The following is a 20,410-nucleotide window of genomic DNA, read 5'->3' on the forward strand; positions in this document are numbered from 1 at the left end:
CTGGCAGTAGATCCACGCCATGCGTGGATGAATGCTCGGCCAGCCAGTAGATCCACGCCATGCGTGGATGCCAGCCGGCGGGAGCCGAGCATGGGCTTGGCTCTACAACGCATCGCGCCACTGCCAACCTGCATCACCGACCTGCAGCACCTGCGTTGGCCGCAGGGCCTGCAGCAGGTGGGTGTCATGGCTGACCATCAGCAACGCCCCCGGCCATGCCGCCAGCAGTTCTTCCAGCGCCTGCAGCGCGGCCAGGTCCAGCGCGTTGCCCGGCTCGTCCAGCAACAGCAGCTGCGGGGCAGGTTCGGCATACAGCACGCTGGCCAGCGCACCTTTCACCCGCTCGCCATCGCTGAGGCTGCCGGCCGGACGCTGGATGCGCTGTGCATCCAGGCCCAGCAGGGCAAGACGCGTACGCAGTTCACCCGCATCGGTCGCGGGATTCGCAGCGCGCACGGCATCGAGGATGCTCTGTTCACCTGCAAGCCCCAGCAGTTGCTGGTCGAGCAGGGCCAGCGGCGCATGCCGCTGCACCTGACCGCTGCGCGCCGCCAGCTGTCCGGCCAGTACGCGCAGCAAGGTCGACTTGCCGCTGCCGTTGTCGCCCACGACGGCGATGCGCTGGCCGCGCCGGATCTCCAGCTGCAGCGCCGCGTTGCAGCCATGCGGCAGCACCAGATCGTGCGCCTGCAGCACGCGGGCCTGGCCACGCTCGCTCTCGCCACTGAACAACGCCAGTTCTGGTGCCACGTGTACTGCCGCAGCGGCGGCGCGCACCTGCGCCGCGCTGGCCTGCAGGCGATCACTCTGGATCTGCTGCGCACGCCCGTGGCTGGCTTCGGCGCGCTGCTTCTGCCGACCGAGCAGGATCGGAGCCTGGTTGGCATCGCGGGCCTCGCGGTTGCCGCGTGCCTGCCGCTGCTGCTGGCGCTCGTGCTGCTCGCGCGCGCTGCGTTGCTGCTGCCGGTGCTGGGCACGGGCATGCTCCAGCTGCGCGGCGGCGGCCTCGCGTTCGGCGGCGCGTGTGTCGGCATAGTGCTGCCACGGTCCGCCGTAACGATGCAGGCCGTGCGCGTCCAGTTCGACGATCTGTGTCATCTGCGAGAGCAGGCCACGGTCGTGGCTGATCGCCAGCAGACCGCCCTGCCATTGCTGCAGCTGTGTATACAGTTGGCGGCGGTGATGGGCATCGAGGTGATTGCTCGGCTCGTCGAGGATCAGCCAGTCCGCGCCGCTGGCCCACGCGCCGGACAGGGCGACCTGCATCGCCTGGCCACCACTGAGGCGCGCGGCGGGTTGCGCGGGATCAAGGTCGGCCGGCAGCTGCATTGCCTGCCATTGCTGCTGCAGGCGTTCGCGCAGGTTCCAGCGGTCGCCGATGCAGGCGAAGTCGGCTTCATCGACGTTGCCCGCTTCGATGCGCGCCAGCGCCGCCAGTTCGGCGCCTACGCCGGCCAGTTCGCCGACCGTGCCACGTGGCGGGTAGCCCGGCGTGGGCAACAGGAATACCTGGCCACTGCGGTGCACCTGGCCCTCGTCCGGCGACAGCTGACCGGCGAGCAGGCGCGCGAGCACGCTCTTGCCGGCACCATTGGCGCCGACCAGGCCGGTGGCCACCGGTTCGAAGGAAAAGGACAGATTGGAAAACAGCGGACGGCCATCGGCCAACCGATACGACACGCGATCGAGCGTGAGGGAATGCGAAGTCATGCGACCTCCATGGATGCCTGGTTCTCCCCTGCGCGCAGGGGCGGGAAGAGTCGGGCCGTCTAATGCGAAGACGGCGGCATCACTGGCGCATTGGTCGCGAGCCTCTTGGGGGAATGAGTGCGCAGTATAGCGCCGTGAGCTGAATGGTCGCGGCCGCTGCGCCGCGTTACGGCACCGTATCCAGCCGCGCGCCGACGAATTCGATGAACACCCGCAGCTTCGGCAGTACGTGGCGGCCCGACGGCCACAGCAGGTGGAACGTGCCGCAGGAATGCACGTGCTCATCAAGCACGGTGACCAGCCGGCCGTCAGCGAGTGCATCGCGTACCGAATGCACCGGCACGAACGCCAGGCCACCGTCGCTCAGTGCCAGTGCCACCCGCGCCTCGATGGTGTTGGCGACCAGGTGCACCGGCAGTTCCTGTGCCACTTCACCCTCCGGCCAGAGGATCGGCCACGGTTCGAGTTTGCCGCTGCTGGGGAAGCGGTAATGCAGCAGTCGGTGCTGCAGCAGGTCCGCCGGCACCTGCGGCGTGCCATGCCGTTGCAGGTAGGCCGGCGATGCGACGACGCGGCGCGGGAACACACCGAGGCGGCGCGCGGTGAGGCGTGAGTCGCTGGGCTCGCCGACACGCAGCACGGCGTCGAAGCCTTCTTCGATGACGTCGACCAGTCGATCGGAGAAATCCAGCTCCAGTCGGATGTCGGGATAGGCGGCCATGAATTCCGCCATCAACGGCAGGGTAAGGTCGCCCACCAGCGGCAGGCTGATGCGCAGGGTGCCACTTGGCGTTGCATGCTGCTGGGCCAGTTCGGTGCGTGCGGCGTCGCGCTCGTCGAGGATGCGGCGGCAACGCGCCAGGAACAGCTGGCCCTCGGCAGTGAGGGTGATGCTGCGCGTGCTGCGATGGAACAGGCGCACGCCGAGTGCGTGTTCCAGCCGGGCCACGCACTTGCCGGCGGCCGAGGCCGAGATGCCCTGCACGCGACCGGTGTCGACGAAGCTGCGGGTGTCCGCGGCGTGGACGAAGGTCTGCAGGTTGGCCAGGTTGTCGAGGACGGACATAGGGATGGTCGCTGCGAAAGAGGGCAGGGTAGGCGGCGGTCGGCAGGCCCGGTGACGCGGCCGGTGCAACAGTGCAGTGCGGGCGCTGGGCGGGTGGGTGCGGCCTAGTGGTTCCGGACATCATGCCGATTACGGACCGTGTGGTCCATGATGCGCGGAGCCCCACCCCGCTTTTTGTCGGCGCCGGGGCTGCCTACCGTGGCGGCCTCTCCCCACGGATCATCTCGATGACACTCGCCCTCCCTGTTGATACTCCGCCGGTACTGCCCGCGGTGAGCGCGCTGCTGCAGGCCGTGCACCCGCAGCGTCTGGTCGGTGCGGTGGTGCTGGTGCGCGAGCACGGCGTGCTGCGCCACGCCAGCGCCAGTGGCCTGGCCGACCGTGAGTCGAACACGCCGATGCGTCGCGACCACCTGTTCCGGCTGGCTTCGGTGAGCAAGCCGCTGCTGACCACGGTGATCCTGCGGCTGGTAGCCGAGGGCGTGCTCGACCTGGACGCGCCGGTGCAGCGCTGGCTGCCGGCGTTCCACCCGGCACTGGCCGACGGCAGCCGGCCACCGATCAGCCTGCGCCAGCTGCTCAGCCACAGCAGTGGGCTGGGCTATCGCTTCCTGGAAGCCGACGCCGCGGGCCCTTACGCGCAGGCGGGCGTAAGCGATGGCATGGACGCGAGCGCGGTGACGCTGCAGCAGAACACGCAGCGCATCGCGCAGGCGCCGCTGCTGTTCGCACCGGGCAGCCAGTGGCTGTACTCGCTGGGCGTGGACGTGGCTGGCGCGGTGGCTGAAGCGGCTACTGGCGAAAGGCTGCAGGTGTTGTTCGACCGGTTGTTGGCGCAGCCGTTGGGCCTGCGAGATACCGCGTTCGCCACCGGCGAAGGCGCCCGTCTGGCCACGCCGTATGTCAGTGACCTGCCGCAGCCGCATCGGTTGCAGGAGGGCGAGGTGGTGGCGGCGTTCGAGGGCTCGGTAGGCATCGAATACAGCCTGGCACGGGCGACCGATCCGCACCGCTATCCGTCGGCAGGCGCGGGGCTGGTGGGCAGCGCCGACGAGGTGATGGCCGTGCTGGAAGCGTTGCGCGATGTGCGCGCCTCGCAGCTGCTGCCGGAATGGCTGGCGGCGCAGATGGGTACGCCTCAGCTGGGCGAACTGGGACCTGTCGATCCACCCGGTTGGGGCTTCGGCCTGGGCTTTGCCGTGCTGCGTGATGCCGCAGCCAGCGGCACACCACAGACCGTGGGCACATGGCGCTGGGGCGGTGCCTACGGCCACAGCTGGTTCGTCGACCCGGCGCGCGGCCTGAGCGTGGTCGCGCTGACCAACACGCTGTACGAAGGCATGCATGGCGCGTTCGTGGATGAACTGCGCGATGCGGTGTACGCCGATCTGGAGACGGCGCGATGAGCGGCCACGCGATCGACGCCGGGGCACCGGCCGGTGAGGCAACGCGCTTGCCGTGGCGTGGCCTGCTGGCCTTGGCCGGTGGTGGCTTCATCACCCTGCTGACTGAAACATTGCCCGCCGGTGTGCTGCGGCCGATGGGCGAGAGCCTCGGTGTCAGTGATGCGGCGGCAGGGCAGCTGGTGAGCGTGTACGCACTGGGCTCGCTGCTGGCCGCGTTGCCGATGACCGCGCTGACCCAGCGCCTGCCGCGTCGTCCGCTGCTGTTGGCGGCGATTGCCGGCTTCATGGTGGTCAACACCGTGACCGCGCTGAGCCACGACTACGTGCTGACCCTGGTGGCGCGCTTCCTGGCCGGCGTGGGCGCGGGCCTGCTGTGGTCGCTGGTGGCCGGCTACGCCGCGCGCATGGTGGTGCCGGAACTGCAGGGCAGGGCGATCGCGGTGGCGATGATCGGCTCGCCGCTGGCGCTGTCGCTGGGAGTGCCGGCAGGCACGTTGCTGGGCCAGCAGATCGGCTGGCGCTGGGCGTTCGCGTTGATGAGCGTGCTGGCGGTGCTGCTGCTCGGCTACGCGCGCTGGGCGCTGCCCGCATTGCCGGCGGCCGGCGCCGGCCGGCGCATGTCGCTGGGCTCGGTCTGGCGCATGCCCGGCATTCGCAGCACGCTGCTGGTGATGGTGCTGTACGTGCTGGCGCACAACGTGCTGTACACCTACATCGAGCCGTTGGCGGTGCAGGCGGGCGCGGGTGCGTGGTTGGACCGGCTGCTGCTGGCGTTCGGAATCGCCGCGATCGTGGGTATAGCCATTGCCGGCTGGGGCGTGGATCGCCATCTGCGCGCGCTGGTATGGGCGAGCGTGATCGGCTTCGTGCTGGCGGTGGTTTCGCTGCTGCTGTGGCCGGCCGCGCCGGGCGTGCTGCTGCTGGTGACGATCCTATGGGGCGTCGCATTCGGTGCCGTCCCAACCCTGTTCCAGACCGCACTGGCCCGCCGCGCCGGCGCCGCTGCCGACCTCGCGCAGTCGATGCTGGTGACCGGCTGGAACCTGGCCATCGCCGCCGGTGGCGTGGGCGGCGGCCTGATGCTGCAGGCCAGCGGTGCACAGCACCTGGCCTGGTTGCCGTTGCTGCTGCTGGCGGTGTGTGCAGCCTGGCTGTGGGCCCGACCGAAGGCCTGGGCATAGGCGTCACTCAACGGTGACGGGGTTGCCGGCCAGCGGCCGGCACTACAGAGAGCGGAACGTGCGAGCGCAGCGACCCGCTGTTGTTTTTCTCTTCTCTCTTACGTGGTGGAACGCCGCAGAGATCTGTCCCGGGTCGGGCGGGGTGGGTACGCGGGGGTGTCCGCGGCATGGATGCCGCGGCCAAGCCTCCAGGGACGGATTCACGGCGTCCCCCGCGTATCCACCCCGCCCGACCAACCCACGAACCGCTCTTAGCGACCCACCACGAGGGGCTGCGCCGTTCGCCGACTACTCCTCCCCCGCCTGCTCGCGCTCGAACGGCACGCTGCGCGGATTCTGCATGTGCTCCCGCGCCGCGCCGTACTGCTGCTGGCGCTTGCGATGGAAAGCGATGAACTCATCGCGCGGCAACGGCCGCGAGAACAACCACCCTTGGCCGAACTGCACGTGCTGGCTGTGCAGGTAGGCCAGCTGCGCTTCGGTTTCCACACCTTCAGCGACCACCCACAGGCCCAGCTCGCGGGCCATGCCGATGATGTGCGGCGTGACCGGGCTGGTCGCGCTTTCGGTGCCGATCGCATCGATGAAGGACTTGTCGATCTTCAGCGCATCCAATGGCAGCTGCTGCAGGTACTGCAGGCTGGAATAGCCGACGCCGAAATCATCGATGGCGACGCTGTGGCCTGCGCGCCGCGCCGCCGCCAGCATGGTGCGCGCACGGTCGATGTCGAGGAAACCATGCTCGGTGGCCTCCAGCCAGATCTGCTGCGGCAGGATGCCGCTGCCGGCCATGCGCTGCGAGATCACCTTCAGCGCCCGCCCACTGCTGATGTCCTCGGCCGCCAGGTTGATCGCGATGTGTGCGCTGCGATCCTCGGCCAGCAGTTCACGCATGTCGGCAACCACGTTCTCGATCACCAGATCAGTGATGGCGGCGATCATCCCGGCCTCCTCGGCCAGGGGAATGAACAGGTCCGGACGCACCTGCGTGCCATCGGGACGCTGCCAGCGCACCAGCGCCTCGGCGCCGACGCAGATGCCGGTATCCAGTTCGATGATGGGCTGGTAGTGCAGATAGAGTTCGCGGCGGCGGATGGCGATGCCCAGTTCGCCGCGCATCGACAGCCGTCGTCGCGACAGCCAGATCACCAGGCCGGCACCGGCGGCGGCCATCAGCAGTCCCATCGGCACGAACAACCACGCCTGCTGCCGGAACGTGGCTGCCAGCGCGGTGCGCGGGGCGGTGGCGATCGCCAGCCATTCACCGCTGCGGGCGCTGGCATACAGGGTGTTGCGGTCCAGGCCCTCGCCGGGCTCGCGCAGCAGTTGCTGCAACAGGGCCGGGTCCATGCCGTCCTGCTGGGTCAGCAGCCGTCCATCCGGGCTTGCCAGGGCAAGCCGCACATCCGGATCGACGATGACATCGACGAAGCGACGGGGGTCGACCAGCACATCGTAGGCCCCGTACATGATGGACAGCATCGGCCGCCGGCCGGCCGCCTCGGGGCGCACATCGACGGTGATGCCGGCGCCATCGCTGGTGACGTGGTCCGGCGTGGGCTGGTCCACATCCCGCTGGAATGGGCCCCAGGACGTGCAGCGCAGCTTGCCGCCCTCGAAGTAGCCCATCTGGTCGGACGACGGGGTGGTCATCACCAGCGTCTGCATGCGCTGGATGTGTTCGGCTCCGCAGGCCGGCAGCACCGTGGCCTCTGCCGACTTCAATGCCGCCAGGGCCTCGTGGTAGGACACTTCGGTACGGCGCAGGCTGCGCTCGGCGATGGCGTGCAGTCGCTGTTGCTCGACACTGACGGCGCGGTCCCAGGTGGCATAGACCATGACCGCGATCGGCACCGCAGCGGCCAGTACGGCCAGTACGGTGCCGCCGATGATGACCCGCAGGCGGCTCATGACCGGGGCTCCAGAGATGTGTACAGGGCTGGGCACATGGGCAGGGCCGGTCCTTGGGCGATGGCGGTATATGAACACGGCGCCGGGCCGGGCGGAATGGCACAAATGCGGTAACGGGTCACATTGTGGTGAAAGTGACACTTGTTGGCGGGCTTGGGCCGTCCGGCGCTGGCGTTGTGGCAGCCGGAGGACTACCGTCGAACGCTTCACCCGCCCCTTCCCGCGCCCATGACCGAGCCCGCCACGCCCCCCGAACACCTGCGCCGCAGTCTGTCCAACCGCCACCTGCAACTGATCGCCATCGGCGGTGCCATCGGCACCGGCCTGTTCATGGGCTCGGGCAAGACCATCAGCCTGGCTGGCCCGTCCATCGTGTTCGTCTATCTGATCATCGGCGCGATGCTGTTCTTCGTGATGCGCGCGATGGGCGAGCTGCTGCTGTCCAACCTGCAGTACAAATCGTTCATCGATTTCTCCACCGATCTGCTCGGGCCATGGGCCGGGTTCTTCTGCGGATGGACGTACTGGTTCTGCTGGATCGTCACCGCCATCGCCGATGTGATCGCCATCGCCGCGTATGCGCAGTTCTGGTTCCCTGGCCTGGACGCATGGATACCGGCGCTGGCCTGCGTGCTGCTGTTGCTGGCATTGAACCTGGTGACGGTGAAGCTGTTCGGCGAAATGGAATTCTGGTTCGCGCTGATCAAGATCGTGGCGATCTGCGCGCTGATCATCACCGGTGCCGGGCTGGTGGCGTGGGGCTTCACCTCGCCCAGCGGGCACACCGCAGCGCTGTCGAACCTGTGGAATGACGGCGGCATGTTCCCGATGGGCCTGGTTGGTTTCTTCGCCGGCTTCCAGATCGCGGTGTTCGCCTTCGTCGGCATCGAACTGGTAGGTACCACCGCTGCGGAAACGGCAGACCCGGAGCGCAACCTGCCCAAGGCGATCAACTCGATCCCCGTGCGCATCATCATCTTCTACGTGCTGGCGCTGATCGCGATCATGGCGGTCACCCCATGGCGCCAGGTGGTGCCGGACAAGAGCCCGTTCGTGCAGCTGTTCGTGCTGGCCGGCATTCCCGCCGCTGCCAGCCTGATCAACTTCGTGGTACTGACCTCGGCCACCTCGTCGGCCAACAGCGGCATCTTCTCCACCAGCCGCATGCTGTTCGGGCTGGCCGAAGAAGGCCATGCACCGCGCGGCCTGTCCAAGCTCTCGCGCGCCGCGGTGCCGGCCCGGGGCCTGCTGTTCTCCTGCCTGTGCCTGCTGGGCGGCACCCTGCTGATCTACCTGATCCCCAACCTGGTGACCGCCTTCACCCTGGTGACGACCCTGGCGACGGTGCTGTTCATCTTCGTCTGGTCGCTGATCCTGGTGGCCTACATGGTCTACCGCCGTCGCTACCCCGAACGCCACGCAGCCTCGATCTTCAAGATGCCCGGTGGCGTAGCGATGTGCTGGGCCTGCCTGGTGTTCTTCGCCGCCGTGCTGGTCCTGCTGAGCCTGCAGGCCGACACCCGCCAGGCGCTGGTGGCCAGCCCGGCGTGGTTCGTGCTGCTGGGCGCAGGCTATTGGCTGCGGCGGAAGATGGCGCGGTAATCAGGAAGACCCATCCACGCATGGCGTGGATCCATGTGTCGACCAAGGTCGACACCCACCAACAGCAGCATGGTCGATAGTCACCAAGAGCAGGCCATGCCATTCCGGCAGATCGCGGAAATCTGTCGAAGGCGGGGTGGGTCCGGTTGCGGGGGTGTACGCGGCATGGATGCCGCGGCCAAGCCCCCAGGGATGGGTTCACGGCGTCCCCCGCAACCGGACCCCCCCCGCCATCCCACGGATAGCCCGCCGTTGCTGTTGCTGTTGCTGTTGAGGTTGCCGTCGGCCGTAGCCTCTGCGGGTGCCGGGCGCCGCCCGGCTGAAAACCCCCATTCACTCATTGTTAGCGGCCGCCGCCGGATCATCCGGCCGCCATGTCCCTCCGTCCCGCCCTCGTCGCGTTGTTGCTGCTGTCTGGCCTGTGGCCAGGGCTGGCCGCTGCGCGCACGGTCTACCGCTGCGTACAGGGCAACACGGTCAGCCTGGCCACCGCACCGGAGCCCGGCTCGCGCTGCACGCCAAAGGAGATCGACGACAGCGCCGTGCAGACCCCCAACCTGTGGGGCAACATGGGCGTGTTCAGTGGCGTGCTGTACGAGCGCGAGCAGGACGGCAAGCTGGTCTACTCCACCCGCAACCTGCCTGGCTCGCGCGTATTCCTGAAGTTCACCGTGGCCACGCCACCGGGCGAACCGGCGCATGAAGGCCTGGGCAAGGTCGGCAAGCCCCAGCTGGCCCAGCACGCAAAACAGTTCAAGGCGGCGGCCAAGGCCACCGGCGTGGACGATGCCTGGTTGCGGGCGATCGCCCATGCGGAAAGCAATTTCGACGCGCTGGCGGTGTCCAGCAAGGGCGCGCAGGGGGTGATGCAGCTGATGCCCGATACCGCAGTGGAATACGGCGTGCGCGACCCGTTCTCGCCGCAGCAGTCCATCGACGGCGGCGCCCGCTACATGCGCGCGCTGCTGCGCCGCTACAACGGCGACCGCCCGCTGGCGGCGGCGGCCTACAACGCCGGCATCGGTGCGGTGGCACGCTACAAGGGCGTGCCACCGTATGCCGAAACCCTGGCCTACGTGGACAAGGTGATGGCCTTGTACACCCGCTATCGCGAGGCGATGGGCATCCGCATCGAAGTGCCGGCGAAGTAGCCAGCGCTCAGCGCGATGTGGTGCTGCCCACCAGGTCGTAACGCTCGATGCGACCGACGCGCGAGACTTCGGCCTGCACGTCGGCACGCTGCTTGAGTTCGCGCCAAGCCGCATCGATGCGTACATCGCCTGGCAAGGAGGGATACACGCGCATGTCCTGCAGGCTGGCCAGCGCGTCGCTGCGCTCCAGCGGCGAGCGCAGCTGCTCGATCAGCACCGCTGCGGCTCCATCCAGATCGCCCTCTTCCAGCAGCATCTCGCGGTAGAACAGGCGCGCGTCCTGGCGCTGGGCGACGATGACCGCACGTGCGGCGGCGGCAGCGCTGGCATCACCGCGCTGGCGGGCAGCGGCGAATTGGATCAAGGCCTGTGCGGCCTGGCCGTAGCCGCTCAGTTCGGTCAAGGTGTCCATCACCGTGCCTGCTTCCTGCGCCTGGCCAAGTGAGTTGAGTACGAAGGCCACGTTCATCTGGTGCTCCAGGCCATCCGGTCCGAGCGCGCCGATGCGGGCGGCAAGCTTTGCCGTCGCCAGCGCTTCGTCGGTGCGCCCCAGTCGACGCAGCGCCCCGATGCGGCTGTTGAGCAACCATCCCAGCCACTCCGCTTTGACGGCGGGCGGTGATTGTCCTTCCGCGGCGGCCTCGGCCAGGTCATTGGTCAACGCCAGGACTTCCTCGTTGCGATCCAGCATCAGCAGTGTGCTGCTGAAATCCACCAAGCGTGCATCCAGCTCACGATCCAGCAGGCCCGATACACGCAGGGCGTCCAGATGGGCCTGTGCGGCCTTGACCGGATCGAAGCGAGCATCGGTGCGGTCCACGTACCGGTCGAAGCGCTTGTCGCTGCGCAGGCGGATGATTTCGGCCGGACTGTCGATGCGGGCCAGCGTGGTCGGGATGGCGTCGCCGCGACCGTTGTCGGCCTGCAGCGTGGCCAGAGCCAGCCACAACCCGGTGGGTTCGATGCCGCCACTCTTCCAGCCGTTGTCGAACAGCGCCTGCAGCAGTGCCATGCGTTGCATAGGCTGTTCGCGCAGGTGGTACTGCAGGTAGCTGATGACGCGATGATCGATCGGCAGCGGGCCGTTGGCACGCGCCAGGGCCTGTGTCAGATGCTCGACCGCCGCTGCCGGTTGGTCATCGTTGAGGTCCAGCGACACCAGCGTGGTCAGGATGCTTGCATCGCCCGGCAACGCCAGCAGCGCCTGCTGCAGATAGCGCCGTGCCAGCGCGGGCTGCTTCTGCATGGCCGCCGTCCAGCCGGCAAACTGCGCGGCGCGGCCGCGGCGCTCGGCATCGAAGTCGGCCAGCAGCGGGCTGTCCATCAGCCGTTCCATGGCGATCAGCGCGGCCAGGGTATTGCCGCTGCGGGACTGCTCGATGGCCGTATCCCATTGCTGCGCGTACGCGGCATGCGCAGCGTCCATCGCCACATCCGACGGAGGCTGCGAAGGGGAGGTGGGTGTGCGCGGCACGTTCGCCGACGCGGTGGCGCTGGCCAGGGCGGTAAACAGCAGCACGAAGAGTGGGGTGCAGCGGGGCATTGTGGGCCTCCGTCCATGGAGCGGACATTGAACCTGCTGTGGCAGCGCAGGACAAGCGCTGTGAAATTGCTCTGACCATCGGCCCTGACCATCGGCCATGGCGCTGCACGGGCGCAGCGACTATCGTTCGTGCCTCTTCATGCAAGCACAGGCAAACGGAACGATGGCGCGGTGGCAAGGGATGGCGGTGGGTGCGGTGGTAGTGGCAACAGCGGTGGCCCTGGCGGCAACCTGGTGGGAGTTCCCCGCCTCCGGCCCGCAGGCGCCGGCTGGCCCTGTACCGACGCCGCTGGCGTGGACCGCACAGATCGAGCTGCTGGCCGGCGATGGCCATCCGGGTGATCGCGATGGCGCATCGGCCCAGGCACGCTTCGCCGATCCCTACGCACTGCTGGGTAGTGCCGATGGCAGCGTTTATTTCACCGATGCCGGTGACAACAACCGCATCCGCCGCCGCCTGCCCGACGGTCGTATCGAAACGGTCGCGGGGCAGGGCGAGGGGCGTGTTGACGGGCCTGCCCTGCAGGCAAGTTTCAACACCCCTTCGGGTATTGCCGCCGATGCACAGGGCAATCTGTATGTGGCGGACACCGGCAATCATGCGATCCGGCGCATCAGCACCGACGGACAGGTGACGACGCTGGCCGGCGGCCAGCAGGGCTTCGCCGATGGTCCCGCCGCGAAGGCGCGTTTCGATGGACCGATGGGCATCGCCGTGGATGCGCAGGGACAGGTGTACGTGGCCGATACCTGGAACGACCGCATCCGCGTGATCGGTGCCGATGGCAACGTGCGTACGCTGGCCGGCGGCGACCGCCCGGGCTTCGCCGATGCGCCCGGTACCGACGCCCGCTTCGATACGCCGGTGGCGCTGGCCTTCGATGCGCACGGCGCACTGCTGGTGGCCGACCTGTTCAACAACGCAATCCGCCGCGTCGGCGCCGATGGCATGGTCAGTACCGCAGTCGGCAAGGGTGAGGTCATCAACGGCCCGCTGTCACTGGCCACCACGCACGACGGTGTGCTGTATGTGGGTGACCTGGACGGGCGCATCGTGCAGGTGACCCCGCAGGGTCATCAACTGGCGCTGCTGGGCAACGACCGCCTGCCGCGACTGGCGCGCCCCAGCGGCCTGGCCGTGGAAGCCGACGGTGCCCTGCTGGTGGCCGACTCCGCCGGTTATCGCCTGCATCGCCTGCGTCCGCTGCCGGTGGGTGAACTGCCGGCACCGGCGTTGGTGGGGCCGGCCTCCGATGCGGCGCTGCCGGACAGCGGCGGGCGCTGGCCACTGGCACCACAGGATGGCTGGCATGAAGTGGTCGGCACGCTCGGCGAAGTGCGCGGCACCTTCCAGGGTGAGAGCCGCCACCACCTGCACGGCGGCTTCGACGTGCGCGGCGATGTCGGCCAGACCGTGCTGGCGATTGCCGAGGGCAAGATCAGCAGCCCGATTGCCGCCTGGAACCTGGGCGGGCAGGCTGAAGGCCTGGCCGTGGACCGGTTGAAGTACATCCACATGCGCGTCGGTCGTACGCCACGCGGCGAACCGTTCGACGCGCGCTGGCAGCCGCTGTACGCCGAAGACGGCACGCTGGAGCGCATCCGCGTGCGCCGTGGCACGCGCATCCACGTGGGCGACCGCCTGGGCAGCATCAACAGCCAGGCGCACGTGCACCTGGCCGTGGGCAATGGCGGTTTCGAGACCAATGCGGTGGCGCTGGGGTTCAAGGACTACGCCGACCACTTCGCACCGCGCATCACCGACGTGGCGCTGCTGGACGACAACGACCAGCCGCTGGCTGCCGGCAGCGATGGCGTGGTGATGCTGGCCCGGCAGGGACGCGGCGTGCAGATCGTGGTGGAAGCCTGGGACCAGGTGGACAACAACCTGCCGCGTCGTCGGCTTGGGCCGTACCAGGTGGGCTACCAGATCCTGGATGCCGCCGGGCAGCCGCTGCAGGGCTACGAGCAGCCGCGCTGGAACATCGTCTTCAACCGCATGCCGCCGCAGAAGCAGGCGGTGAAAGTGGCTTACGCACCCGACAGTGGCATCACCGTGCATGGCAGCGCGGTTACCCGCTTCCGCTATCTGGTGACCAACACCGTGCGCGACGGGCTGATGGAAACCGGTCGCTGGCAGCCGGCGGCATTGCCGCCGGGCGAGTACATCGTGCGTGCCAGTGCGCGCGACTACAGCGGCAACGAAGGCGTAGGCCCGCGCGAGATCAGGGTACGGCTGCTGCCATAGCCGCAGCGGGGGCGCCGCAGCGTTCGCGCTCGGCGTCCATGTCTTCCAGCGGCCGCACCTCGATGCTGCCGAAGCGGGCCCACGGGAAGCCCTGCGCGATACGCATGGCCTCATCGCGGTCGTGGGCGACGATCAGGTTGAAGCCGGCCAGCAGTTCGCGGGTTTCGGCGAAGGGACCATCAAGCACCCGGCTGTGCCCATCGCGCACGCGCAGGGTCTGCGCCGATTCGATCGGCTGCAGTTTCTGCGCGGCCAGCAGCGTGCCTTCGGCCTGCAGTTTGTCGGCATGGGCGAGGCAGTCGCGCATCAACGTATTGAAGTCGTCGATGGGCAGGGTGCGCAGCAGTGACGGGTCGATGTAGATCAGAAGCAGGTACTGCTGCATGGCGGAGTCCTGGCGGGGGCGGGGGTCCATGATCGCGCAGGTTTGCGCGGGGGCATGCTGCACTGCGAAAGGCAGAGCGGGAGCGCGCCTTCGGCGGGGATCGGCGAACGGCGGGGCCCCTCCGTGGTGGCGGTTGGTCGTGAAGAGCTGCATCTCTGTGGGTTGGCCGGGCGGGTGGGCTGCGCAGGGGACGCCGTGAATACATCCCTGTAGGCTCGGGCGCGCCATCCATGGCGCTTACGCCCCTGCGCAACCCACCCGCCCGGCCACGGACAGGTTCCTGCGGCGTCCACCACGGAAAATCACAAACAAGGGCAAGAAGCGGGTCGCTTCGCTCGCAAGGCCAAGGCAGCCAGCCAACCGCTGCTGCTGTTGCTGTTGCTTCTGCCTTTTCTCTTGATCTTCCCGTGGTGGATCGGAGACCGGAACCTGTCCATGGCCGGGTGGGTAGGCGGGGCGGGGGTGTCCGCGGCATGGATGCCGCGGCCAAGCCCCCAGGGATGGGTTCACGGCGTCCCCCGACCCGCCTACCCTCCCGGCCAATCCCATGGCTCATGCTTGTGCTTGTGCTTCCACCACGGAGGGGCCCCGCCGTTCGCCGATCCCCGCCGAAGGCGCGCTCTCCGCAGGAAAAATAATTCGCACGAGTGTGTCGATTCCCGCGACCGTGGTTCGTTGTAAGAGAGAAGGGCACGCACCCGCAGCCCAGCGGAGACCGCAATGAAAGTGATGGTGATCGTCAAAGCCAACGCCGATTCCGAGGCCGGGCGCATGCCCAGCGAACAGGAACTGGCCGCCATGGGCGCCTACAACGAACAACTGGTGGCCGCCGGCATCATGCTCGCCGGGGAAGGCCTGCATGCCACCCAGCGCGGGCGCCGCATTCATTTCGGCAGCGGCGCGCCGCAGGTCGAGACCGGCCCGTTCGGCCCGGCCGGCGAGCAGATCGCCGGGTTCTGGCTGTGGGAGGTGCGCTCGCTGGACGAGGCCACCGAATGGGCCAGTCGTGCGCCCTTCAGTGCGGGCGGTGCGCTGGAACTGCGCCCGTTGATCTCGGCCGAAGACTTCGGCGAAGCCTTCACCCCTGAATTACAGCAGCAGGAACAGCGTCTGCGTGAGCAGCTGGAAGGTTGATTCGATCCATTTCTCCGCCGGGCATGGCCCGGCGCCACCGCCCTGAAACGTATAACGGAGCAATGCCATGAAACTGATTCCCTTCCTCGGCTTCAACGGCCAGGCCCACGACGCGATGGCGTTCTATGCAAAAGCACTCGGCGGCCAGGTCACGTCGGAAATGAAGTACCGCGACATGCCGCCGTCCGACGGCTCGCCGGGCTGCAATGAGATGCCGGCAGATACGCTCGACCATGTGGCCCACAGCCAGTTGGAGATCGGCAGCGCGATCGTGATGGCGGCCGATGGCCCCGGTGGTGGCGAGGGTGGTTCCACCACCATCAACGTCGACGTGGACAGCATCGAAGAAGCCGAACGCGTGTTCGCGGCGTTGGCCGAGGGCGGCCAGGTGCAGATGCCGATCGCCGAAACCTTCTGGGCCCACCGCTGGGGCATGTTGATCGACCGCTATGGCAAGCCGTGGATGGTCAACTGCATGAAGCAGCCCTGATTTCCTTCTCTCCATCCATCGCAGGGAACCGCACCGATGAGTACACAGCAACCGCAGATGATCTTCGTCAACCTGCCCGTGCAGGATCTGGAAAAAGCCAAGACGTTCTTCGCCGCGCTGGGCTACAACTTCAACCCGGCCTTCACCGATGAGAACGCCGCCTGCATGGTGGTCAGCGAGAGCATCTTCGTGATGCTGCTGGTCAAGCCGTTCTTCCAGCAGTTCACCGCCAAGGGCATCGCCGATGCGTACACGCATACCGAAGTGATCACCTGCCTGTCGGCCGACAGCCGCACGGCGGTGGACACCATGGTGGACAAGGCGCTGGCCGCCGGTGCCAGCGAACCGCAGCCGGCGCGCGACTATGGCTTCATGTACCAGCGCGGTTTCCAGGACCTGGATGGGCATCTCTGGGAAATCGCACACATGGACGGCGAGCCGGGCTGACCGGTCGCCGCAGGGAGACTCCCCATGGCTTACGTGGATGCTTACGTACTGCCGTGCCCGCAGGACAAGGTGGCGGCCTATCGCCGCCTTGCCCGCCAGGCCGGCGCGGTGTGGAAGGACCATGGCGCGCTGCAGTACATGGAATGCGTGGCCGATGACGTGCAACCCGGGAAATCGACGTCGTTCCCGCAGGCGGTGAAGCTCAAGCCGGGCGAAACGGTGATCGTGGCCTTCGTGGTGTTCCGCACGCGCGCGGCGCGTGATCGCATCAACAAGAAGGTGATGGCCGACCCGCGGCTGGCGCATATCGGCCCCAAGGACATGCCATTCGATACCAAGCGCATGTTCTGGGGTGGCTTCAAGCCGATCGTGGACGCGTGAATGCCGGTGCTTGTGCAGGCCGGGCCCGCGTGCTGTGATCGCTGCATGCACGAGCCCGCCCTGAGCCAGCGCCTGGACACCCTCTGGCGGATGGAATCGCCAGTGTTGATCGCGCGCCTGGCGCGGCTGCTCGGCGGTGATGTCGGCCGCGCCGAAGAGCTGGCCCAGGACACCTGGCTGGCCGCGCTGGAGCGTTGGCCGGTGCAGGGCATCCCGGACAATCCCGGAGCCTGGCTGATGACCACCGCGCGCAACCGTGCCATCGATGTGCTGCGCCAGCACCAGCGGGTGGCGCAGCAGCATGCGCAATGGGGAGAGGAACTGCATCCGGCCGCCTTGCCCGCGCCCGACGACAGCCAGGCCCTGGAAGATGACATCGGCGATGACCTGCTGCGGCTGATGTTCGTGGCCTGCCATCCCGTGCTGCCTGCCGACGCGCGGGTCGCGCTGACCCTGCGCCTGTTGGGCGGGCTGACCACGATCGAGATCGCACGCGCGTTCCTGCAGCCGGAGCCGACCATCGCCCAGCGCATCGTGCGCGCCAAGCGTACGTTGGCGCAGAAGCAGGTTCCCTACGAAGTGCCGCGTGCCGATGCATTGCCGGAACGACTGGCGTCGGTGCTGGAGGCGATCTACCTGGTATTCAACGAAGGCTATGCGGCTAGTGCGGGCGACGACTGGATGCGACCGGCACTGTGTGCCGAGGCGCTGCGGCTGGCGCGCATTCTGGCCCATCGGATGCCGGCGCCACCGGCGCTTGGCCTGTTGGCGCTGATGGAACTGCAGGCCTCGCGCGCGTCGGCACGGGTGGATGCGCAGGGCGCGCCGATCCTGCTGGACCAGCAGAACCGGGCGCACTGGGACTGGCTGCAGATCGAACGTGGCCAGCAGGCATTGGCGCGCGCGGTGTCGGCAGGCGGCGGCGATGATCCGTATGTGCTGCAGGCGCGGATCGCCTTCTGCCATGCCAGTGCGCGTCGCGCCGAAGACACCGACTGGGCGCGGATCGCCGCACTGTATGCGCAGTTGCTGCAGGTGATGCCGTCGCCGGTGGTGGCATTGAACCGGGTGGTGGCGGTGTCGCGCAGCGAAGGTGCGTTCGCGGCATGGGCGCTGTTGCAGCCCTTGCTGGACGAGCCACGCCTGCAGGGCTATGCACCGCTGCTGGTGGTGCGCGGCGAACTGCTGCAGCAGCTGGGGCGGGAGCAGGACGCCCGTGACGCATTCGCCTCGGCAGCGGCCCTGAGCCAGAACCAGGCCGAGCGGACCCTGCTGCGGCAACGGGCCGGCCTGCCGCCGGAAAATTGAAGCCGACAAGGTCAGCACTTGTCGGTTTGCCCCGGAGCGGCTATGTTTCGCGCCCAGCGGGCGTGTTCACGCCTGTCTTTCGTGTGTCGTGACCGAGGAGCGGTTGGATGTTTTCAAGGACGAAGAGCGCACCGCGCGCTTTTGCGCGCCTGCTTGCCTATGCCCTGTGCCTGGCCGTATGGCCGTTGGCCAGCCAGGCCGCAGACAAATCGCAGCAGGCTTACTGGGCCGGCTTTGCCTATACCGCTGACGCCGCCGCCGTACAGGCGACCACCCCGCATGCGCATGCCGTGCTGGAAAAGCGTGGCCTGATTCCGCTCAACCAGACCCTGGCACAGGCGCTGAAGCGCCGCGCGCCGGCCAACCTGGAACTGATCGACCAGCCGGTGGCGATGCTCGACGGCACTACCAGTGCCGTGGTGTTGGCCGCTGCGCTGGACCGCGAACTGGTGTCGGTCGAACCGATCGGCGACCAGTACAAGGTGCTGGTGGAAGTGGCCCTGCAGGCGCTGTTCTTCGATTTCCGCGAGCGCCAGGTGATCGCCTCCTATCCGCTTACCCTGCAGCGTATCGACGTGCAGGAGTACCGCCCGGACAGCGACGATATCGACGCGATCGTCGCCGATCTGCTGTACGGCGGTGCCGATACCAGCCTGTCGCAGGTGCTGGCCACGACCCTGGCCCAGGCCAAGCTGCCGGAAGCAGCCACGCGTCGTCTGCAGGTAGGCGCGGTGACCTTGTCCGACGCCACGCTGGCCAAGCTGCCCGACCCGAAGTGGGCCGGTCCGCTGCGTGCCACGCTTGCCCATGAACTGTCCAAGACGCTGTCGTCCAATACCGGTGTCGGCCTGCTGCCGCCGGCCTCGGGCCAGGCGATCGGCGGTGCCATGGCCGCGCGCTTTGCCGACGGCAAGGTCTACCAGCTGAAGATTCCCGAGGCGGACTACGTCATCAGCCTGCAGGTGGATGCGCTGAAGAACGGCGTCATCAGTGAAACACCGGCAATGAAGACGATGCTGTTCGGCGCCTTCTTCACCGCCAAGGTCACCGAGCCGTTCTCCGGCAAGGTGTACTTCGAACAACCGCTGCGCAAGGGCGCCACCAAGGTGGTGCCGGTCACGCAGTGGCAGGTCGACCAGTGGTCGGCCAGCTACGAAACCCTGCTGGCCGGCTTCGATGCCTTCGCCGGCGCTGCCGCCAAGCGTGCCGATTCGCGCGCCTGGCTGGACGAGCAGAAGCCGGGCGGACGCCCGCTGCAGCAACAGACCCAAGCCCTCCAGGAGTTGATCAAATCATGTCGTTGATGCGTACCATCCTGCTCATCCTCATCGCCCTAGCGGTGGCCTCGCCGGTCGCCGCGCAGACCGCCAGCTCGCGCGGTACCGGTTCGGCCAGCTACAGCCTGCGCCTGAGTGCCGATACCCGCGCCCAGGCCCTGAACAAGGCAAAGGCCAATGCACTGGAGGCGTACATCGCCGAATCCGGTGCGGCCAAGCTGCGCCTGTTCGAATCGCGCCGCGCCGAATTCCTCGGTGAAATCGACCGTTACGTGCTCAGCGCCGTGCAGCTGTCGGACACCGAAGACAAGAAGGCCAAGACCTACAGCGTCACCGTCCGCGCCGAAATCAACACGACCCTGCTGCAGACCAAGCTGGATGCCGGTTCGGCCGTGGCCGGTGCCACCGCTGCGCAGCGCTCGCTGCTGACCTTCCTGTTCATGGCGCGCTCGCAGGACACCGTGCAGTCGTTCCAGGACAAGGAATACCGTCGCGTCGACGCCAGCAGCAGCTACAGCGAGAACACCCGTGAAGGCGACAGCTTCCGCGGCAACTCGGTCAGCACCAACGGCAGCATCAACCAGAACGGCTCGGTGTCGGTCACCAGCGGCGGTAGCACCACCGCGCGCAGCGACAACATCAGCTGGAAGGTGGCCAACGCCGCCGAAGTCAACACCGCCATGACCGGTGCCTTCAGCGCCGCCGGCTACGAAGTGGTTGAAGCCGAATACGTGGAAGGCGAGTCGCGCGGCCTGCTCAGCATCGAGCGCATCCGCAAGGACTTCAGCACCGGCAACGATCTGTCCGCGGCTACCCTGCGCGATACCGCCAACGGCATCCGCGCAGCGAACATCCCGTACATCGCCGTCGGCACCCTCGATGTCGGCATGCGCGACCGTGATCCGGCCAGCGGCAACACCCGCGTGTTCGTCACCGTCACCGGCAAGGTGCTGGACGTGACCGGTCGCTTCCCGCGCACCGTGTCGTCGGTGGGCCCGGTGCAGTTCTCCGGTACCGGCCCGAACGAAACCGTCGCCCGTACCAATGCGCTGCAGCTGGCTGCCGAAAAGGCGGCCCAGCAGATGATCAACGAGCTGAACGTCAAGGCGGTCCGCTGACGTTACCGCTGCGCTCGCCGGGCATGGCCCGGCGCTACCGGCTCTGGTGGGT

The 20,410-nt window shown here is 67.8% G+C and carries 17 protein-coding genes; 12 read left to right on the forward strand and 5 right to left on the reverse strand.

Annotation, left to right across the window (positions count from 1 at the left end):
• Nucleotides 1–102: 102 nt before the first annotated feature.
• Together MRBLST15_RS13110 and MRBLST15_RS13115 are read right to left on the reverse strand one after the other, a co-directional pair.
• On the reverse strand, nt 103–1,710 hold the full coding sequence (locus MRBLST15_RS13110) for an ATP-binding cassette domain-containing protein (protein ID WP_367786174.1): 1,608 nt from the start codon (nt 1,708–1,710) through the stop codon (nt 103–105).
• Nucleotides 1,711–1,876: 166 nt separating this feature from the next.
• Complete coding sequence (locus MRBLST15_RS13115) at nt 1,877–2,776, reverse strand: LysR family transcriptional regulator (RefSeq protein ID WP_312705343.1); 900 nt, start codon at nt 2,774–2,776, stop codon at nt 1,877–1,879.
• Nucleotides 2,777–3,003: 227 nt separating this feature from the next.
• Here MRBLST15_RS13115 and MRBLST15_RS13120 point away from each other — a divergent pair, with 227 nt between their 5' ends.
• Entirely contained in the window at nt 3,004–4,182 is a 1,179-nt protein-coding gene (locus tag MRBLST15_RS13120) for a serine hydrolase domain-containing protein (protein ID WP_367786177.1), read from the forward strand.
• A complete protein-coding gene (locus MRBLST15_RS13125; RefSeq protein ID WP_312705345.1) occupies nt 4,179–5,363 on the forward strand; it encodes an MFS transporter in 1,185 nt (394 codons plus the stop codon). The genes MRBLST15_RS13120 and MRBLST15_RS13125 overlap by 4 nt, the downstream gene beginning before the upstream one ends.
• Nucleotides 5,364–5,651: 288 nt before the next feature.
• On the opposite strand, the gene MRBLST15_RS13130 is transcribed toward MRBLST15_RS13125, so the two are convergent.
• Nucleotides 5,652–7,274 carry an EAL domain-containing protein gene (locus MRBLST15_RS13130; RefSeq protein ID WP_367786179.1) on the reverse strand — a complete coding sequence of 541 codons (1,623 nt, stop codon included), beginning with the start codon at nt 7,272–7,274 and terminating at the stop codon, nt 5,652–5,654.
• Nucleotides 7,275–7,502: 228 nt separating this feature from the next.
• On the opposite strand from MRBLST15_RS13130, the gene cycA reads away from it, so the two are divergent.
• Together cycA and MRBLST15_RS13140 are read left to right on the forward strand one after the other, a co-directional pair.
• Nucleotides 7,503–8,876 carry a D-serine/D-alanine/glycine transporter gene (cycA, locus tag MRBLST15_RS13135; RefSeq protein WP_099821548.1) on the forward strand — a complete coding sequence of 458 codons (1,374 nt, stop codon included), beginning with the start codon at nt 7,503–7,505 and terminating at the stop codon, nt 8,874–8,876.
• 374 nt (nt 8,877–9,250) lie between these two features.
• Entirely contained in the window at nt 9,251–10,027 is a 777-nt protein-coding gene (locus tag MRBLST15_RS13140; protein ID WP_108268428.1) for a lytic transglycosylase domain-containing protein, read from the forward strand.
• Nucleotides 10,028–10,034: 7 nt separating this feature from the next.
• On the opposite strand, the gene MRBLST15_RS13145 is transcribed toward MRBLST15_RS13140, so the two are convergent.
• Nucleotides 10,035–11,570, reverse strand: coding sequence for a hypothetical protein (locus tag MRBLST15_RS13145; protein ID WP_367786181.1), 1,536 nt, complete (start codon nt 11,568–11,570; stop codon nt 10,035–10,037).
• 163 nt (nt 11,571–11,733) lie between these two features.
• On the opposite strand from MRBLST15_RS13145, the gene MRBLST15_RS13150 reads away from it, so the two are divergent.
• Nucleotides 11,734–13,818 (forward strand): SMP-30/gluconolactonase/LRE family protein, encoded by a 2,085-nt coding sequence (locus MRBLST15_RS13150; protein ID WP_367786489.1) that lies wholly within the window; start codon nt 11,734–11,736, stop codon nt 13,816–13,818.
• Here MRBLST15_RS13150 and MRBLST15_RS13155 read toward each other — a convergent pair.
• Nucleotides 13,796–14,203, reverse strand: a complete 408-nt coding sequence (locus tag MRBLST15_RS13155; protein ID WP_089238385.1) for a YciI family protein — start codon at nt 14,201–14,203, stop codon at nt 13,796–13,798. The two genes, MRBLST15_RS13150 and MRBLST15_RS13155, sit on opposite strands and share 23 nt — an antisense overlap.
• 720 nt (nt 14,204–14,923) lie before the next feature.
• On the opposite strand from MRBLST15_RS13155, the gene MRBLST15_RS13160 reads away from it, so the two are divergent.
• The 7 genes from MRBLST15_RS13160 to MRBLST15_RS13190 all read left to right on the forward strand — a co-directional run bounded on the left by MRBLST15_RS13160 (nt 14,924) and on the right by MRBLST15_RS13190 (nt 20,358).
• A complete protein-coding gene (locus MRBLST15_RS13160; RefSeq protein ID WP_367786183.1) occupies nt 14,924–15,337 on the forward strand; it encodes a YciI family protein in 414 nt (137 codons plus the stop codon).
• A 67-nt stretch (nt 15,338–15,404) separates the two neighbouring features.
• The gene (locus MRBLST15_RS13165; RefSeq protein WP_108266290.1) at nt 15,405–15,827 is read left to right on the forward strand and encodes a VOC family protein; all 423 of its coding nucleotides are present in this window, start codon (nt 15,405–15,407) and stop codon (nt 15,825–15,827) included.
• A gap of 36 nt (nt 15,828–15,863) precedes the next feature.
• Nucleotides 15,864–16,274 carry a VOC family protein gene (locus tag MRBLST15_RS13170; RefSeq protein WP_367786185.1) on the forward strand — a complete coding sequence of 137 codons (411 nt, stop codon included), beginning with the start codon at nt 15,864–15,866 and terminating at the stop codon, nt 16,272–16,274.
• Nucleotides 16,275–16,298: 24 nt separating this feature from the next.
• On the forward strand, nt 16,299–16,655 hold the full coding sequence (locus MRBLST15_RS13175) for a DUF1428 domain-containing protein (RefSeq protein WP_099821553.1): 357 nt from the start codon (nt 16,299–16,301) through the stop codon (nt 16,653–16,655).
• A gap of 45 nt (nt 16,656–16,700) precedes the next feature.
• Nucleotides 16,701–17,963, forward strand: coding sequence for an RNA polymerase sigma factor (locus MRBLST15_RS13180; RefSeq protein WP_367786187.1), 1,263 nt, complete (start codon nt 16,701–16,703; stop codon nt 17,961–17,963).
• 107 nt (nt 17,964–18,070) lie between these two features.
• A complete protein-coding gene (locus MRBLST15_RS13185; protein WP_025878385.1) occupies nt 18,071–19,267 on the forward strand; it encodes a hypothetical protein in 1,197 nt (398 codons plus the stop codon).
• Nucleotides 19,258–20,358 carry a hypothetical protein gene (locus tag MRBLST15_RS13190; RefSeq protein ID WP_205405395.1) on the forward strand — a complete coding sequence of 367 codons (1,101 nt, stop codon included), beginning with the start codon at nt 19,258–19,260 and terminating at the stop codon, nt 20,356–20,358. Before MRBLST15_RS13185 ends, MRBLST15_RS13190 begins: the two co-directional genes overlap by 10 nt.
• Nucleotides 20,359–20,410: the final 52 nt, after the last annotated feature.

It is taken from the genome of Stenotrophomonas sp. LST15-1-1.1 (assembly GCF_040815575.1).
Taxonomy (GTDB): Bacteria; Pseudomonadota; Gammaproteobacteria; order Xanthomonadales; family Xanthomonadaceae; genus Stenotrophomonas; species Stenotrophomonas lactitubi_B.

Bases quoted from the DNA above. Each gene is read 5' to 3' on its own strand.
- MRBLST15_RS13120 (WP_367786177.1), top strand. From the start codon at position 3,004: ATGACACTCGCCCTCCCTGTTGATACTCCGCCGGTACTGCCCGCGGTG.
- MRBLST15_RS13155 (WP_089238385.1), bottom strand. From the start codon at position 14,203: ATGCAGCAGTACCTGCTTCTGATCTACATCGACCCGTCACTGCTGCGC.
- MRBLST15_RS13110 (WP_367786174.1), bottom strand. From the start codon at position 1,710: ATGACTTCGCATTCCCTCACGCTCGATCGCGTGTCGTATCGGTTGGCC.
- MRBLST15_RS13130 (WP_367786179.1), bottom strand. From the start codon at position 7,274: ATGAGCCGCCTGCGGGTCATCATCGGCGGCACCGTACTGGCCGTACTG.
- MRBLST15_RS13140 (WP_108268428.1), top strand. From the start codon at position 9,251: ATGTCCCTCCGTCCCGCCCTCGTCGCGTTGTTGCTGCTGTCTGGCCTG.
- MRBLST15_RS13170 (WP_367786185.1), top strand. From the start codon at position 15,864: ATGAGTACACAGCAACCGCAGATGATCTTCGTCAACCTGCCCGTGCAG.
- cycA (WP_099821548.1), top strand. From the start codon at position 7,503: ATGACCGAGCCCGCCACGCCCCCCGAACACCTGCGCCGCAGTCTGTCC.
- MRBLST15_RS13160 (WP_367786183.1), top strand. From the start codon at position 14,924: ATGAAAGTGATGGTGATCGTCAAAGCCAACGCCGATTCCGAGGCCGGG.
- MRBLST15_RS13185 (WP_025878385.1), top strand. From the start codon at position 18,071: ATGTTTTCAAGGACGAAGAGCGCACCGCGCGCTTTTGCGCGCCTGCTT.
- MRBLST15_RS13115 (WP_312705343.1), bottom strand. From the start codon at position 2,776: ATGTCCGTCCTCGACAACCTGGCCAACCTGCAGACCTTCGTCCACGCC.
- MRBLST15_RS13190 (WP_205405395.1), top strand. From the start codon at position 19,258: ATGTCGTTGATGCGTACCATCCTGCTCATCCTCATCGCCCTAGCGGTG.
- MRBLST15_RS13180 (WP_367786187.1), top strand. From the start codon at position 16,701: ATGCACGAGCCCGCCCTGAGCCAGCGCCTGGACACCCTCTGGCGGATG.
- MRBLST15_RS13150 (WP_367786489.1), top strand. From the start codon at position 11,734: ATGGCGCGGTGGCAAGGGATGGCGGTGGGTGCGGTGGTAGTGGCAACA.
- MRBLST15_RS13165 (WP_108266290.1), top strand. From the start codon at position 15,405: ATGAAACTGATTCCCTTCCTCGGCTTCAACGGCCAGGCCCACGACGCG.
- MRBLST15_RS13125 (WP_312705345.1), top strand. From the start codon at position 4,179: ATGAGCGGCCACGCGATCGACGCCGGGGCACCGGCCGGTGAGGCAACG.
- MRBLST15_RS13145 (WP_367786181.1), bottom strand. From the start codon at position 11,570: ATGCCCCGCTGCACCCCACTCTTCGTGCTGCTGTTTACCGCCCTGGCC.
- MRBLST15_RS13175 (WP_099821553.1), top strand. From the start codon at position 16,299: ATGGCTTACGTGGATGCTTACGTACTGCCGTGCCCGCAGGACAAGGTG.